Source organism: Candidatus Solincola tengchongensis (assembly GCF_015711935.1).
GTDB lineage: Bacteria > Actinomycetota > Geothermincolia > Geothermincolales > RBG-13-55-18 > Solincola_A > Solincola_A tengchongensis.
Genome location: NZ_JACVJJ010000108.1, coordinates 55,360 through 71,711, shown reverse-complemented (window position 1 = coordinate 71,711; position 16,352 = coordinate 55,360). Strand labels below are relative to the sequence as shown.

Sequence of the window (16,352 nt, the reverse complement as noted above, 5' to 3'; positions counted from 1 at the left end):
TGCGGTCTCCGTAGATCGGTTTATGGACTGCAGGGCATCCGGTCCGATTAGCGGTCGCCCCTCATCAGCTCATTCCCTCTCCTCCCTTCCCTCCGCCTCGCCCGACCGCTGTCCTCTCAAGGCGTCAACCCGCTCCACCGCACCTTGGCGAGACCGGAGAACGTCATTGCACCCTCCTCGTCATGCGCGGTCATGTCCAGCAAACCAATCCTCAACCCTCTTCCTCGCCTTCTTCTCCCTTGGCCTCCTTGAGATATGCGTCCGCCAGCTCGGAGACCTCCAGGGCGGAGTTGAAGGCAGTGTCCCCTCCCGTGCCCTCGGCGCAGGTGGTGTCCCCGCAGAGGAAGAAGTTGTCCAGGCCCGGGAGGGTGAAGCCCGGCCGGTCCTCGCGGGTCTGCCCGGGTCGCGGCAGGAAGCCGTCCACCATGCTCAGGCGCATGACGCGCTCCCATTCCACCGCCTCCCATATCCCCGGGAACATCTCTCCCAGCATCTCCCGCAGCCTCTCCTCTTCCCGTTTCACCTTGTCCTGGTTCCTCATCCAGGGGAGGGGAAGGGGATAGAACCAGGAGAGGAGCTGCTTCCCCTCCGGGGCCGTGGAGAGGTCGATGTTGGAGGTGAACTGCCCCATGGTCACGGGGTCCGGGGTCACTATTAAGCCCTTCTTCTCGCTGACCTTCTCCCGTAGCCCCAGGTCCAGGGCAATGCCCGCCGTAGGCACCAGCTCCCGGGCTTTCTTCACGAACTTGATGGGAAGGTCCTTGCCCCCGAAGAGGTCGGGCACTTCCTGGACGGGTATGGCGCTGATCACCGCGCGGGCGGTATAGGTTGCGGTGTCCGTCTTCACCTGGGTGACTTTTCCTTTCCGCAGGAAGAGGCGGGTGACCTGTGAAGAGGTGAGTATCTGGCCGTTTTTCTCCAGTTCCTCCCTCAATCCCTCGATGATCTGGCGGGTCCCCCCCTCGGGATAACCAACCTTCACTTTGGCCCGCAGCGCTTTGCGCAGGAAGGCGGCCATCTCGCCCGCGGAGGCGTGCCGCAGGTCGGGGGCGATGATGCCGATGCCGGAGAGGACCCTCATGAGCTCGAGGGTCTCCGGCGACCTGCACTTCGAGGTGAGTTCCTCAAGAGAGATTTGGTACTTCCGTTCCGGCCGCCCGAGGACCAGGCGTAGCAGGTAGTAGGCGGCGCTGAGCTTGGCCCGGGTGGACAGGAGGGGGGAACGGAATATCTTTCCCACGTTGTTGGGCAGGGGGAGAAAACTCCCGTTCCGGTAGAGCTCCGGTTCCCCGGGCTCGATGAACTTGAGCTCCCGACCCAGGCGGCGGAAGACGGCGGCCGCCGCCCCCTCCGAGGCGAAGCGGTTGTCGTGCAGCCCGTATTCCACAAGGAAGCCGTCCCGCTCCTGGTATGCGGCCCTCCCTCCCAGATGCCTCGACCTCTCCAGTAGGAGCACCCGGTGGCCCTTACTGGCCAGAAGGGCGCCGGCGGAAAGTCCCGCGTAGCCGCCCCCGATGACTATCACGTCGTATCCGTCCATGCCTTAAACCCCCTCCGTCTCAGTGAAGGCCCTCCCGCCGGGCATCATCAGGAGGGCGGCGATCTTCAACGGCCCGGCGACCCCCGCCCTCCCTCTTTCGTCCCCCGTGCCGCCCTCGGCGGTACGTTCGCGGGCCATGAGGATATTTAACCATAGATAAGAACGAGCGCACACGGCGGTTCATGTTCGGGAAACCGACTTTTCCTTCTTCGATATGATTGCTTTAACGGGGAGGCGGGATGGTCTCCAGGATGTCTTCGGCTCCCGTGGCCCTTGCTGCGACCATAGGTGTTCGTTCGACCCCACGCTGGCGGCGGATGCGCGAGCCATTCCGCGAAGGGGCCCCAGCGGAGGCCTGCATCGGCTCCGGGGGGTGAGGGGGAAAGGAATTCGGGGCCGGACCCGGCCCCTCCGCCTTCACTGGTTCCAGCTGGCAACAGGTACCCTATGATGGGATGCTCGCGAAGGGCAAGGTCGCTGGGGCATTGCGCAGCGTCGTCAGCTGGGGCGAGCCGTGCCCTTTCATGGGTCGGCGTGCGACTCCACCCTCGTGGTCGCGGGAGGAAAGCAGCCGAAGAAGGGCCGACGTGGCCGCCGGGTTTGATTCTTGACCGCACGCGGGAGGCGTATGGTTGCCGCCTGGTGCCTGGATCGGTCTCCGCGACGGGAAGCGCAGAGGCCTTGGCCTATGTACGGGAAGGCGGGATCCGGGGGCGGGGAAGAGCATGCCTCCGAGGCACGGAGCGTCACGTATCCTCCTCGGTGGGGCCGTTCTGGAAGTGGTTCCCAAAGCCATGTAGCATATCTCTGGCGAAAATGTATGTGTGAAGCCATCTTCAAGAGGATGGGAAAGGAGCGCGTGGGGTGAAACGGGAAAAGGTTGCCTTTTACGCCGAAAGCCTGGAGCCTCTGAGGTTGGAGGGGATTCTGGAGCTCCCCGAAGGAGAGGGGCCTTTTCCGGCCTGCATCCTCTGCCACCCCCACCCCATCGGCGGAGGGTCTATGCATGTTCCCCTTCTGCGGGTGATCTCCGAGGTGCTGGTGGGGGAGGGATGGGCCTGCCTGCGGTTCAACTTCCGGGGAGTGGGGGAGAGCGCCGGGGAGTCCACCGGCGGGCTCCGGGAGACGGAGGACGTGGAGGGGGCCTACCGTTTCCTGGCCCAGCGGGAGGACGTGGACGCGGGGGACCTCTCCCTTGCAGGGTGGTCCTTCGGCTCCTGGGTGGGCCTGCGCTGGGCGGTGAAGGGCGGTCGCTGCCGCCGGGTGGCCCTCGTGAGCCCGCCAATGGTGGGATTCGATTTCTTCCACTTCCTGGAAAACAGCGGCCTGAGCCTGCCGCCGGAGACTCTCGTGGTGGCCGGGGAGAAGGATCAGTTCGCCTCTCGGGAGAAGCTCGAGGAGCTGGCCTCCCGCCTGGGGGGAGAGCTCCATCTCCTGAAGGGGGCCGACCATTTCCTCTTCGGCCGGGAGGAGGAGGTCGCCCGGGTCATCGCCGGCCGCTGGGGAAAGACCCGCTGAACCGCATTGCCTCCGGGAGGCCGGACGGGAACGTGGGCCTGCGTTCCCCGAACGACCCACACGCTGGACGGTGTGGTCCGACACAGGACCAACGCCCGTCATGCGGCAGAAGGTTTCCGGATGGTTTCCGGGTCCGGCATGATCCGCAGGAGTAGTATGCGCCTGGAAGCACGCGATCCTCGGCCTCCTTTCTCTGGACCTCGCAGGCGGCGAGAATAGCTTGGAATTATATTCCAAAGAGTGCGCCGGTTTTATCGACCCCCTTTCGGCATGTGCCCGGGGCGGGCCGTGGCGTGGGTTGAACCGCGTCACATCAACCGAATACGTTTGACGCCCCGATATTGAAAAGCGGGGTAGAGACGCGGTGGAGAAGGGGACCGCAGGCTGCAGGAAAGCGTGAGGTTAACACATCCCCTTTATCGCTTGCCCTCGAGATGTCGATATGAAAAGCAGATGGTCGGTTTGTTGTGCGGGAGGCGATGAAGAACAGCTTGGGGTTATCCGGGGTGTGGGGTGGTGATAATGATAAATAGAGGATGGAGAGGACGGCGGATGGGTGCGGGCCGTCCCGACCGGACCCGCGGAGAAAGGGGGCGAGGAACATGTTGCGGGAAGAGTTCCTGAAGAAGGTGAGGGATGCCGCGGGACTGGAGTCCGTCGGTCAGGCGGACCGGGCGGTGAGGGCCGTGGTCGCCGTGCTAAAGGCCGCGTTGCCCCAGGAGCAGGCGGAGATGATAGCCGCGGCGCTGCCCGAGGACCTCAAACTCGGATGGGAGATGGTGGACGCCTACCCGGCGGACATCCTGGAGCGGGAGGACATGTACTACGAGGGGTCGGAAGCTCAGCCGGAGAGGGAGCGGCCGACCATAACCCACGGCTGAACCCTTGACCCCGAGCCGCATGGCTCATGATGGCAGGACGGTATCATAAAGCTCGGTGTTTGGCCGTTGACCGGTCGGTGGGCTGAAAGGCTCGAGCACGGATACACGGATAAAATAATTTATGTATGACCCGTCCACGCGCGCGGAGCGTGGCGGGCCTTCTGGTCCGGCAGAGGGAGAGAGTAAAGGTCTGTCCTTCCACCGTATTCTTCCGCGGTCGTCGGAGCGGGATACGGGTCCTCACGTCCCGTGGGCGGTGAAGGTCTCGTCATCCGCTCCGGACCTCGTCATTCGTCCGCGACTCGATCATCCGCAAGCGGGTCGGCACGCTCCGCTCCCGCTCACCCCATGGCACAGGCCTTTTCCGTTTATCCATAAGCGGCTCGTCGGGGTGGGATTGCGCAGGCCGCGCCGAAGACCCACACGGCTCGAAAGCCGGTGGCCGTCCTTCTCTCCATGTCTTATGGCGCCTTTATCCCTCAGGAAATGACCGCGGGCAATGGACTCCTTGCCTCGACCCAACCCGTCGATAGAGGACCTTCTACTGGCCTCTGGAGGGCGCTTCCTTCCTTGCAATGGCTGGGAGCAGCGGATATAATACCGTCGGTGTCCGGGAGGAAAAGAACCGGAACCGATTTCCGCGATGAGGACTCACCGGGGACTCCAGGCCTTATGGCTGAGAGCCGTCGGTTAATAATATGCCTAAAATCGGGACCGGTACTGAAGGGGAAACGCGAAGGGATTGAACGAAAAGGCCGTCACTGGAGGAAGAGGAAAGGAGTTGCAGCATGATTCCGAGTGACCTTGAGATCGCCCAGGCGGCGGAAATGCTACCCATCACTGAGATCGCCAGGAATATGGGGCTTGAGGAGGATGAGATCGAGCTCTACGGCAAGTACAAGGCCAAGATCAATTTCGAACAGGTCCTGGAACGTCTGAAGGACCGTCCGGACGCTAAGTATATCGATGTGACCGCCATCACCCCTACCCCTCTGGGCGAGGGCAAGACGGTTACCTCCATAGGGTTGACCCAGGCCCTAGGGAAGATAGGCAAGAACGTGATCCTCACCCTTCGCGAACCCTCCCTGGGACCGGTCTTCGGTATCAAGGGCGGCGCTGCGGGAGGAGGATATTCCCAGGTGGTGCCCATGGAGGACCTCAACCTCCATTTCACCGGGGACATCCATGCCGTGGGAGCGGCCAACAACCTCCTGGCGGCCATGATCGATACCAGCATCCTTTTGGGCAACCCCCTGAACATCGACCCGCTGACCATCTCCTGGCGACGGGTGGTGGACATCAGCGACCGCGCCCTGCGAGACATCGTCATCGGGCTGGGAGGCCGTGAGAACGGGTATCCGCGTCAGACCGGTTACGACATCACCGTGGCCTCCGAGGTGATGGCCATCCTGGCGCTGGCCAAGAACCTCAGGGACCTTCGGGAGCGGTTGGGGCGCATCGTGGTGGCCTACACTTACGACGGCAAGCCGGTGACCGCCGAGGACCTCAAGGCGGCGGGCGCCATGACCGTGCTCCTCAAGGAGGCCCTCAAGCCCAACCTTATCCAGACCTTGGAGCACCAGCCCTGCATCATGCATGCCGGACCCTTCGCCAACATCGCCCACGGCAACAACTCGGTGGTGGCCGACCTGGTGGCCCTCAAGTGCGCCGATTACGTGGTCACCGAGTCCGGGTTCGGTGCCGACTGCGGTGCGGAGAAGATGATGAACATCAAGGTCCGCGCGCTCGGCAAGTCCCCGGACTGCGTGGTCATAACCTGCACCATCCGGGCCCTGAAGATGCACGGCGGAGCCTTCACCGTGCGGCCGGGAAAGCCCATCGACGAGGAACTGGTGAAGAAGGAGAATATGCCCGCTCTGGAAGAGGGCACGGGCAACCTCCTCAAGATGATCGAGAACATGAAGCTCTTCGGCCTGCCCGTGGTGGTGACCATCAACAAGCGGGTCACGGACACGGACAAGGAGATCGAGCTGGTCAAGAAGTTGGCCGAGCAGGCCGGTGTGGTGGCCTGCGTGCCCATCGAGGTGTGGGCCAAGGGCGGCGAGGGAGGCAGGGAAGCAGCCGAGGCGGTGGTGGAGGCCTGCAACCAGCCTAAGGAGTTCAAGTTCCTCTACGAGCTGGACTGGCCCATCAAGAAGAAAATCGAGACCATCGCCACCAAGATCTACGGCGCCGACGGGGTGGACTACACCCCCCTGGCGGAGCAGAAGATAAAGCAGTATACGGAGGCGGGCTGGGACAAGCTGCCCATCTGCATGGCCAAGACCCACCTCTCCCTGTCCCACGACCCCAACCTCAAGGGAGTGCCCAAGGGATTCCGCCTGCCGGTGGTGGACATCCGCCCCTCCATCGGGGCCGGCTTCCTCTACCCCCTCTGCGGGGCCATGCGCACCATGCCCGGTCTGCCCAGCCGGCCGGCGGCGGTGGACGTGGACATCGACGAGAACGGCAGGACGGTGGGCCTGTTCTAGTCGCCGGCGATAGACGATGAGAGCTTGCGATGCCCCGGTCCGGCGGACCGGGGCATCGACCGGAAAGGGACGCTGATAACTCGGAGGACGGCTTTTGGAGGACACCTGCAGGGTACTGTTCCTTCCTGACAACCGCTACATAGTCGTCCCCAGGGGAGAGAACCTCCTCAAGGCGGCTATGGACGCCGACGTTCACGTCAACGCCTCCTGCGGCGGCTCCGGCTCCTGCGGAAAATGCCGTGTGGTGGTGGAAGAGGGGGAGGTGGAGAGAGAGCCCAACCCCAAGCTCACCGAGTCGGAGATCGCACAGGGTTACGCCCTGGCCTGCCAGGCGAGGGTGCTCACCGACCTGCAGGTGAGGATACCCATCGAGTCGCGCATCGGGGACAAGAGGATATTCGAGCGGAAAGAGCCCGTTCCCGCCCACGGGTACCTCCTCTCCGCCGCGGACTGGGAGAAGAGGCTGCCCCATTGGGAGCTGAATCCCTCCACGCGGAAGATCCACCTGGTGCTCCCGCCCCCTACTCTGGACGACAACGTCAGCGACGCGGAGCGGGTCAAGCGGGGACTGGCCATGGAGGCAGGGCTGCGAGACGTGGTCATCGACTACCCGGTCCTGCAGCGCCTGCCCAACATGCTGCGCCAGAGCGACTGGGACATCACGGTCACCGTCCTGGACAGCGGGGAGGAGCTGAGGGCGGTACGCATAGAGCAGGGAGATACAACGGAGCGCCAGTCGGCCATCGCCATAGACGTGGGCACCACCACCATCTCCGCCGAGCTCATCGACCTGCGTACCGGCGAGGTCACCGCCCGGGCCTCTGACTACAACGCCCAGGTGGCCTTCGGGGAGGACGTCATCACGCGCATCATCTACGCCACCCGGGGGACCGGGCTGGCCAAGCTGCAGTCGGTGGTGGTGGGGACCATATGGAACCTCATCAAGACGCTGGTGGAGCAGGCGGGTATAGAGTACTGCAACATCACCCACCTGGTGGTGGCCGGGAACACCACCATGACCCACCTCCTCCTGGGCCTGAACCCCAAGTACATACGCGAGGAGCCCTACATACCCTCCGCCACCTTCTTCCCCTGGATAAAATGCAGCGACATCGGGCTGCGCATAGCCGCCGGCGTCTATCTGTACGCCATCCCCTGCGTGGCCTCCTACGTGGGCGGGGACATCGTAGCCGGCATGCTGGCCTCGGGGATATTCAACACCGACAAGCTGACCTTGTACATCGACATCGGGACCAACGGCGAGATGGTCCTAGGCAATCGGGAATGGATGCTCTCCTGCTCCTGCAGCGCCGGGCCGGCCTTCGAGGGAGGTGGGGTGAAACACGGCATGCGGGCCACCCGTGGGGCCATAGAGCAGGTGCGCATCAACCCCGGGAACTACGAGCCCATGATCATCACCGTGGGCAACCGCAAGCCCATCGGCATCTGCGGCTCGGGGCTCATCGACGCCCTCTCGGAGATGTTCATGACCGGCATCATCAACGAGAAGGGGAAGATAAACACCGACCTCCCCACCGACCGGGTGCGGGCCACCGAGGGAGGGGCGGAGTACGTCCTGGTGCGGGCCGAGGATTCCGCCACCCGGCGGGACATTGTCATCACCGAGGTGGACATCGACAACCTCATGCGGGCCAAGGCCGCCGTGTACGCGGGGATAGAGATACTCCTCTCCTCCGTGGATATGGACGTCTCCATGATCGACGAGCTGCTCATCGCCGGGGCCTTCGGGCGTTACCTGGAGGTGGACAAGGCGGTGAACATAGGCCTCCTCCCGGACATCGGCTTCGAGAAGATGAAGTTCGTGGGCAACGGGTCCCTCCTGGGCGCCCATCTCTCCGCCCTCTCCAAGGACATGCTCGAGAAGGCCAACGAGATCGCCCGCCAGATGACCTACCTGGAACTGTCCATGAACCCGGCCTTCATGGAGCACTACCTCTCGGCCCTCTTCTTCCCCCACACCAACCTGGACGCCTTCCCCTCGGTGAAGAAGAAGCTGGAGGCCCGCAGGAAGGTCCGCTACAGGACGGGAGAGGCGGCCTCCGCCGGGGAGGTGGGATGACTTGAGTTTCATCATCGCCGTTTCCGGCAAGGGAGGGACGGGAAAGACCACCTTCTCCGCCCTGGCCGTGGATTACCTGGTGCGCAGGACGGGGAAGGCGGTCCTGGCCGTGGACGCGGATTCCAACGCCAACCTTGACCAGGCCTTGGGCACACGGGCGGAGAAGACCGTGGGCGCGGTGCGTGAGTACCTCACCGAGAACGTATCCCGTATTCCCGCCGGGATGTCCAAGGAGGTATGGGTGGAGACCATGCTCCGGCAGGCCCTGGTGGAGGAGAAGGGATTCGACCTCATCTCCATGGGAAGGCCGGAAGGGCCGGGCTGCTACTGCTACCTGAACAACATCTTCCGGCGCTACCTGGACATCATGACCAAACAGTACGAGTACGTGGTCATGGACAACGAGGCGGGCATGGAACACCTCTCGCGCCGCACCACGCGAGGGGTGGACGTGATGTTCATAGCCTCGGACCCCACGGTCCGCGGGATCCGTACCGCCCTGCGCATACGGGACCTGGCCAGGGAACTGAAACTGGACATCCGGCGCATGGCCCTGGTGGTCTCCCGGGTGAGGGACGGGCTGGCGGACAACCTGCGGGCCATAGCCGAGGAAGGGAACCTGGAGCTGGCCGGGGTGGTGCCCGACGACCCCCTCATCGTGAGCCTGGACGAGGAGGGCCGGGCCATCACCGAGCTGCCGGAGGACAGCCCGGCCCGCCGTGCGGTGGAGGACATCCTCTCCCGTTATCTGGGTGCGGCCAAGGCGGGCGGCGGTTGAGCCTGGGATTTAAGGGAAAAGGTGGAATTATGCCCGGAGAAGTGAGATAATCAGGATTTGGACCGGGGAGGTCTGACGATGTACGTAGAGAAGCCCATGGTCGTATTTCTGGACAAGCTCGCCTCCAGGTCGCCGGAGCCGGGTGGAGGCTCCGCATCCGCACTGGTGGGGGCCGTGGGCGCGGCCCTCGTCTCCATGGTGGCCAACCTCACGCTGGGCAAGGAGAAATACGCCGGCGTTCAGGACCGTATAGAGGCACTGCTCCGGGATTCGGAGGGACTGCGGGCCGAGCTGCAGACGCTCATCCAGAGGGACACCGAGGTGTATGCCGACGTCTCCGAGGCCTACAAGCTTCCCCGGGACACGGAGGAACAGAAGGCGGAGCGCGCCGCCCGTATCCAGGAGGCCTTGAAGAAGGCCACCGAAGTGCCCTTCCGGATCGCCGAGAAGTGCCTTGAGGTGGCCCGCCTCTCGGAGACGGCGGCGGAGATCGGAAACGTCGGCGCGGTCAGCGATGCCGGAGTGGCGGTCCTCCTCGCCGAGGCGGCGGCTCAAAGCGCGGCTCTCAACGTGAGGATAAACGTGAACAGCATCGAGGATCGGGAGTTCGCCGAATCCCGCTGGGGACGCATCGAGGAGATCCTCGAGGAGAGTGCCCGCCTGCGGGACAGCGTGTTGAGGCTGACCTACGAGAAGCTCGGGTAGGGGCGGAAAGGATTTGGTCTTCCCGCGCTTCCCGCGCATGAAACCGTTACCGCTGAGGGTCGGCACGGGCGCGGGCATGGATGCGTAATCATTGACGGACAGGAAGGTGGGAGGAAGGAAAGGATCCCCTCCGGAAAAGGGAAAGGAGCGAGGCTTATGACCGTGGTCATCGATTGTGTCGCCATCGGCGAGGAGTTGATGAAGGAGATCGTGGCCGAGACGGAGGCCCTGAAGGCCAAGGGAATAACCCCCGGCATCGCCACCCTCCTGGTGGGGGACGATTTCGGAGCCCGCATGTACCGGGGCCAGGTGGAGAAGTTCTGCCAGGAAGCGGGCTTCAACTATTTCAACGAGAACCCTCCGGCAGACGTCAGCGAGGAGGAAGTGGTGGAGATCGTCAAGCGGCTCAACGCCGACAAGGCGGTCTCCGGCATACTGCCCCTGCGTCCCTTCCCCGAGCACATCTCGGACAGCGCGGTCATCAATTCCATCGACGTGAACAAGGACATCGACTGCTTCCATCCCTTCAACATGGGGAAGCTGGCCCTTGGCGAGCCCACCTTCCCTCCCGCCACCCCCTCGGCGGTGGTGGAGATTCTGGACCGCTACGCCCGTGAATACGAAAAGGTGGATCCCAAGGACTTCTACGAGGGTGCGGAGATAGTGGTGGTGGGCCACTCCAACATCGTGGGCAAACCGGTGGCCTTCCTCATGCTCAACCGCAACGCCACCACCACCGTGTGCCACGTCTTCACCAGCATGAAGGGTAACCTGGAAAAACATACCAAGGGAGCGGACATCCTCATCGTGGCCGCCGGGAAGGCCGGCCTCATCGGCCCGGACCAGGTGAAGGAAGGGGCCATCGTGGTGGACGTGGGCATCAACCGGGTGAAGGTCCTGGACGAGAAGGGCGAACCGGTGCTGGACGAGAAGGGCAAGCCCAAGACCAAGACGGTGGGCGACGTGGCCTTCGACGCCGTGAAGGACATGGTGAAGGCCATCACCCCGGTGCCCGGAGGCGTGGGGTCGGTGACCAACCGCATGCTCATGAAGAACGCCCTGCGGGCCTGCAAACTGCAGCACGGTTTGGAATGACGGGAGTCAAGGTCCTCGCGCGGAGGTTGTAAATATCATATTTAACGGCGGTTGAGACATCGGAAAGGAGAAGAGAGATGGCATTCACTCTACCGACGGAAACGGCCAAAGGCAAGATCCGCGAGGTAGAACTAGGGGCCGGAGAGAAGGCCAGAAAGGTTGGCGGCGAGAACTGCCTGCCCTTCTACCTCTGGGAAGGCGAGATGCCCAACAAACCCATCGTGGCCGCCGAGGTCATGGACGAGGTGAGCGAACTGGTCCCGGCCCTGGAGAAGGCCCTGGGCGAGGTCAAGGGCGATCCTGTGGCCTGGGCCAAGAAGGCCGTGGAGGAATGGGGCGCCGACGCCATCTTCCTCCTCCTCACCTCCACCGACCCCAAGGGGACCGACGCCCCGGCCGATCAGGCGGCGGAGACGGTGCTCAAGGTGGAGGAGGCGGTGAAGGTCCCGGTCATCGTCTACGGCACTGAGGACGTGGAGAAGGACGCCGAGATCGCCCGCGTGGTGGCCACCAAGGCGGAGGGCAAGAACCTGCTCATCGGCCCGGCAAAGGAGGACAACTTCAAGAAGGTGGGGGCTCCGGCCATAGGATACAAGCAGACCGTAGCCGGCATGACCCCCATCGACGTCAACCTGGCCAAGCAGCTGAACATCCTCCTCACCAACCTGGGCATGGAGGCGGACAAGCTGGTCATCGACCCCACCACCGGAGCCCTGGGATACGGCCTGGAGTACACTTACTCGGTAATGGAGCGCCTGAAGATCGCCGGACTCTTCCAGGACGACTCCATGACCCAGATGCCCATGCTGGCGAACATCGGTTTCCAGGCTTGGAAGACCAAGGAGGCCAAGAGCTCCGAGGAGGATTACCCGGAGTGGGGCGATCCGGAGAAACGGGGCATCATGTGGGAGACGGTGACCGCTGTTGCCCTCCTCCTGGCCGGGGCGGACATCCTGGTCTTGCGCCATCCGGAGTCCATCCGCTTGGTGAAAAAGCTCATCGCCGACCTTTCCGGGTAGGCTTGGACATAGAGAGAAGGGGTTCCAGAAGGACCCGAGACCAATTCCATAGGAGGAAACGGAGACATGGCAGAAATCGAGGAACTGTCGGCGTGCGAAGCCACGCTGGAGATGCTCAGGCAGGCCAAGGAGCTGGAGCAGGAGACCGCCTTCGACCGCGTGGAGCAGCAGAAGGGCTGCGCCTTCGGCGAGGCGGGGAGCTGCTGCCGTATCTGCAACATGGGGCCCTGCCGCATCAACCCCAAGAAACCCGAGGAGAGCCGGGGGGTCTGCGGGGCCACCATGGACACCATCGTGGCCCGCAACTTCGCCCGCATGGTCTGCGGAGGGGCCTCCGCCCACTCCGACCACGGGCGCGCAGTGGCCGAGACCCTGATCCTGGCCGCCAAGGGAGAGGCCAAGGACTACGAGATCAAGGACCGAATCAAGCTGCTGGAGGTGGCCGCCGACCTCGGCGTGGAGATCGGCGACCGCGACATCAACGACATCGCCCTGGAGGTGGGCGAGCGCTGCCTGGCCATGTTCGGGCAGCAGGAGGGCGAGCTGGCCTTCGCCCAGAGGGCTCCCGAGCCGCGCAAGGAGATCTGGCGCCAGCTGGGAGTCTTCCCGCGGGGCATCGACCGCGAGGTGGTGGAGCTCATGCACCGCACCTCCATAGGCGTGGACCAGGACTACGAGAACATACTCATGGCCTGCGCCCGCACCGCCCTGGCCGACGGATGGGGCGGCTCCATGGTGGGCACCGAGCTACAGGACATCCTCTTCCAGACGCCGGTGCCCCTGGAGTCCAAGGTCAACCTGGGGGTACTCAAGGAGGACGAGGTCAACATCATCGTCCACGGCCACGAGCCCATCCTCTCGGAGATGATTGTGCTCGCCGCCAGCCTCCCCGAGATGCAGGAGAAGGCCAAGGCGGTGGGGGCCAAGGGCATCAACCTGGCGGGTATCTGCTGCACGGCCAACGAGGTGCTCACCCGCCACGGGGTGCCCATCGCCGGCAACGTGCTCCAGCAGGAGCTGGCCCTGCTCACTGGAGCCGTGGAGGCCATGGTGGTGGACGTACAGTGCGTCTACCAGGGCATCGGGCAGATCGCCAGCTGCCTGCACACGGACATCATCACCACCTCCCCCAAGGCCAAGATGCCCTACGCCCGGCACATCGAGTTCCACGAGGACCACGCCCTGGACATCGCCAAGGAGATCGTCTCCGCGGCCATCGAGAACTTCCCCAAACGAGGGAAGGTGCGCATCCCCGACGTCCAGGAATCACTCATCGCCGGGTTCAACCACGAGTACATCAACTACATGCTGGGTGGCCGTTTCCGCGCCTCCTACCGGCCCCTCAACGACGGGGTCATCGACGGCCGCATCCGCGGCGTGGTGGGCGTGGTGGGGTGCAACAACCCGCGCGTCAAGCACGACGACATCCACGTGCGCGTGGTCAAAGAGCTCATCGCCAACGGCTGCCTGGTGGTCATGACCGGATGTGCCGCCCAGTCGGTGGCCAAGGCGGGCCTCATGCTCCCCGAGGTGGCCCGGGAGATCTGCCCCCAGGGCCTGTGGGAGATCTGCGAGGCGGTGGGCATCCCGCCGGTTCTGCACTGCGGCTCATGCGTGGACAACAGCCGCATCCTCATCGCCTGCACGGCCATGGTCCACGAGGGCGGCCTGGGCGACGACATAAGCGAGCTCCCGGTGGCCGGTTGCGCGCCGGAGTGGATGAGCGAGAAGGCCATCGCCATCGGCGAGTACTTCGTAGCCTCCGGCGTGTACACCGTGTTCGGGGTGAAGTGGCCGACCATGGGTTCCAAGAACGTCACCGACTTCCTGTTCAAGAAGTACGGTGAGCTCTTCAAGAACACCTGGGATTTCGAGCCGGACCCGGAGAAGATGGTGGGCAAGATCCTGAGCCACATCGACAGCAAGCGCGAGGCCCTGGGGATCATGGCCAAGCGCGAAAGGGTCCTCTTCGACATGGCCATGAGAAGGGAGTTGGAGATCTGATGAGTAGGATAATCGCAGCCGCAGCCATCAAGGGGGCCCACAAGGAGGTGGCCGAGGCCGAGCGCATGCTCGCCGAGACCAAAGAGGCCGTCGGCGCCACCGCCAAGGTGGAGTTCCCCAACACCGGTTATTACCTTCCCATCATCTATGCCCTCACGGGCATCCCCGTGCAGAGGCTGGAGGACATGGACAAGGTCCTGGAGTACGCCAAGGACCTCCTCCCCCCCATCCCCAAGCAGCGGCACTGGGTTCCCTACTTGGGGCACGCCCTGGATGCCGGCATCGCCACCCTCTTCGCCGGGGAGATCATCGAGGGCTGTAAGTACGCCACCAACCCCCCGGTGGACGACCTCTGGCTGGGGGCCGCCGACGACGTCATCATGCGCGAGCGCGGGGTAGAGTTCGTGGACGGCACGGCACCCGGCTTCTGCGCCTTGGTGGGCCGGGCCTCCACCCCGGAGATGGCGGACCGGATAGTGGTGGAGCTCCTGGAGAAGAACCTCTACGTGTGGATCTCCGGGCACGTGGACGGCGTCTCCATCGCCGAGCAGCTGCAGCAGGTGGACCGTCAGCTGGGATGGGACACCCGTATCGTGCCCTACGGCAAGGAGATGTCCTCGGCGGTGTACTCCCTGGGCTTTGCCGCCCGCGCCGCCATGTCCTTCGGCGGGGCGCAGCCGGGCGACTTCAAGAAGGTGCTGCGTTACAACAAGAACCGTATCTTCGCCTTCGTCCTGGCCCTTGATTACGTGGACGAGCAGAAGTACGCCTACGCCGCGGGGGCCATCAACTACGGGTTCCCCACCATCGCCAACACCCCCATCCCGGACATCCTGCCCACCGGCGTGTGCACCTACGAGCACGTGGTGGGCGGCGTTCCCGAGGAGGAGATCGTCCAGAAGTGCGTGGAGGTGCGTGGGCTCAAGATCCAGATCACCGAGATCCCCATCCCCATGGCCTACGGTCCGGCCTTCGAGGGCGAGGTCATCCGCAAGGACGACATGTACATACAGTTCGGCGGCAACATCACTCCCGCCTTCGAGTACGTGCGCATGCGGGAGATGGACGAGGTCACCGACGGGAAGATCGAGGTGGTCGGCCCGGAGATCGACGACGTCAACGAGGGCGACGCCCTGCCTCTGGGCATCGTGGTGGAGGTGGCCGGGCGCAAGATGCAGGAGGACTTCGAGTCCATCCTGGAGCGCCAGATACACCACCTCATCAACGGGGCCGAGGGCATCTGGCACATGGGCCAGCGCGACATCGTGTGGACGCGCATCAGTAAGAAGGCCCAAGCAAAGGGGTTCAAGATCCGCCACTACGGGGAGATCATCCACGCCAAGCTGCTCAATGACTTCCCGTCCATCGTGGACAAAGTGCAGGTGACCATCTACACCAACCTCGAGGACGTGGAGAAGTGGCTGGCCATCGCCCGCCAGGCCTACCGCTACCGCGATGAGAAGACGGCGGGCATGACCGACGAGTCGGTGGACACCTTCTACTCCTGCACCCTGTGCCAGTCCTTCGCCCCCACCCACGTGTGCATCATCTCCCCGGAGAGGCTGGGGCTGTGCGGGGCCTACAACTGGCTGGACGGCAAGGCGGCCTACGAGATCGATCCCACCGGCCCCAACCAGCCGGTGAAGAAGGGCGACGTGGAGGACCCGGTGAAGGGCGTCTGGCCGGCGATCAACGAGTTCGTCAAGGAGAAGTCCGGCGGCAACACGCAGAGGGTGACCATGTACTCCATGATGGAGGACCCCATGACCTCCTGCGGTTGTTTCGAGTGCATCGTGGCCTTCCTGCCCATGTGCAACGGGGTGATGATCGTCAACCGCGAACACAAGGGCATGACCCCCTGCGGCATGACCTTCTCCACCCTGGCCAACTCCGTGGGCGGCGGCCAGCAGACGCCGGGCTTCATCGGCATCGGGAAGGTGTACATCACCTCCAAGAAGTTCATCTCCGCCGACGGGGGGTTCCAGCGCATCGTGTGGATGCCCAAGGAGCTCAAGGAGACCCTCAAGGAGCAGCTCCAGAAACGCTGCGAGGAGATCGGCGACCCCGACTTCATCAACAAGATTGCCGACGAGGACGTGGGCACCACCGAAGAGGAGATCCTCCCCTGGCTGGAGCAGGTAGGCCATCCCGCCCTGACCATGGAGCCCATGCTCATGTAGGCATGAGGGGGGAGGGCGCTGTGCCCTCCCCCTTTACCGGATATACAACAGGTGGGAGGA

General features: G+C 63.9%; 12 protein-coding genes. 10 read left to right on the top strand and 2 right to left on the bottom strand.

Features of this window, described 5'->3' with window-relative positions; genetic code table 11:
- Positions 1 to 211 precede the first annotated feature (211 nt).
- Together H7007_RS11410 and H7007_RS11405 are read right to left on the bottom strand one after the other, a co-directional pair.
- A complete protein-coding gene (locus H7007_RS11410) occupies positions 212 to 1,540 on the bottom strand; it encodes a phytoene desaturase family protein (RefSeq protein ID WP_287155413.1) in 1,329 nt (442 codons plus the stop codon).
- 3 nt (positions 1,541 to 1,543) lie between these two features.
- Complete coding sequence (locus H7007_RS11405) at positions 1,544 to 1,678, bottom strand: hypothetical protein (protein WP_287155412.1); 135 nt, start codon at positions 1,676 to 1,678, stop codon at positions 1,544 to 1,546.
- 726 nt (positions 1,679 to 2,404) lie between these two features.
- Between H7007_RS11405 and H7007_RS11400 the strand changes: the two genes are divergently transcribed.
- The 10 genes from H7007_RS11400 (at position 2,405) to acsB (ending at position 16,292) form a co-directional block, all read left to right on the top strand.
- On the top strand, positions 2,405 to 3,058 hold the full coding sequence (locus H7007_RS11400) for an alpha/beta hydrolase (protein ID WP_287155411.1): 654 nt from the start codon (positions 2,405 to 2,407) through the stop codon (positions 3,056 to 3,058).
- Between the two features lie 602 nt (positions 3,059 to 3,660).
- Entirely contained in the window at positions 3,661 to 3,939 is a 279-nt protein-coding gene (locus H7007_RS11395) for a DUF2267 domain-containing protein (protein WP_287155409.1), read from the top strand.
- A 788-nt stretch (positions 3,940 to 4,727) separates the two neighbouring features.
- Entirely contained in the window at positions 4,728 to 6,431 is a 1,704-nt protein-coding gene (locus H7007_RS11390) for a formate--tetrahydrofolate ligase (protein WP_287155408.1), read from the top strand.
- A gap of 94 nt (positions 6,432 to 6,525) precedes the next feature.
- Positions 6,526 to 8,511, top strand: coding sequence for an ASKHA domain-containing protein (locus H7007_RS11385; RefSeq protein WP_287155406.1), 1,986 nt, complete (start codon positions 6,526 to 6,528; stop codon positions 8,509 to 8,511).
- 1 nt (position 8,512) lies between these two features.
- Positions 8,513 to 9,289: an ATP-binding protein gene (locus tag H7007_RS11380; RefSeq protein ID WP_287155405.1), complete on the top strand. Its 777-nt coding sequence runs from the start codon at positions 8,513 to 8,515 to the stop codon at positions 9,287 to 9,289.
- Positions 9,290 to 9,367: 78 nt separating this feature from the next.
- Positions 9,368 to 9,994: a cyclodeaminase/cyclohydrolase family protein gene (locus H7007_RS11375; RefSeq protein ID WP_287155404.1), complete on the top strand. Its 627-nt coding sequence runs from the start codon at positions 9,368 to 9,370 to the stop codon at positions 9,992 to 9,994.
- 156 nt (positions 9,995 to 10,150) lie between these two features.
- Entirely contained in the window at positions 10,151 to 11,089 is a 939-nt protein-coding gene (locus H7007_RS11370) for a bifunctional 5,10-methylenetetrahydrofolate dehydrogenase/5,10-methenyltetrahydrofolate cyclohydrolase (protein ID WP_287155403.1), read from the top strand.
- Positions 11,090 to 11,166: 77 nt separating this feature from the next.
- The gene (locus H7007_RS11365) at positions 11,167 to 12,108 is read left to right on the top strand and encodes an acetyl-CoA decarbonylase/synthase complex subunit delta (RefSeq protein ID WP_287155402.1); all 942 of its coding nucleotides are present in this window, start codon (positions 11,167 to 11,169) and stop codon (positions 12,106 to 12,108) included.
- Positions 12,109 to 12,174: 66 nt separating this feature from the next.
- A complete protein-coding gene (cooS, locus tag H7007_RS11360; RefSeq protein WP_287155401.1) occupies positions 12,175 to 14,112 on the top strand; it encodes an anaerobic carbon-monoxide dehydrogenase catalytic subunit in 1,938 nt (645 codons plus the stop codon).
- The gene (gene acsB, locus H7007_RS11355; protein WP_287155400.1) at positions 14,112 to 16,292 is read left to right on the top strand and encodes an acetyl-CoA decarbonylase/synthase complex subunit alpha/beta; all 2,181 of its coding nucleotides are present in this window, start codon (positions 14,112 to 14,114) and stop codon (positions 16,290 to 16,292) included. Before cooS ends, acsB begins: the two co-directional genes overlap by 1 nt.
- Positions 16,293 to 16,352 lie beyond the last annotated feature (60 nt).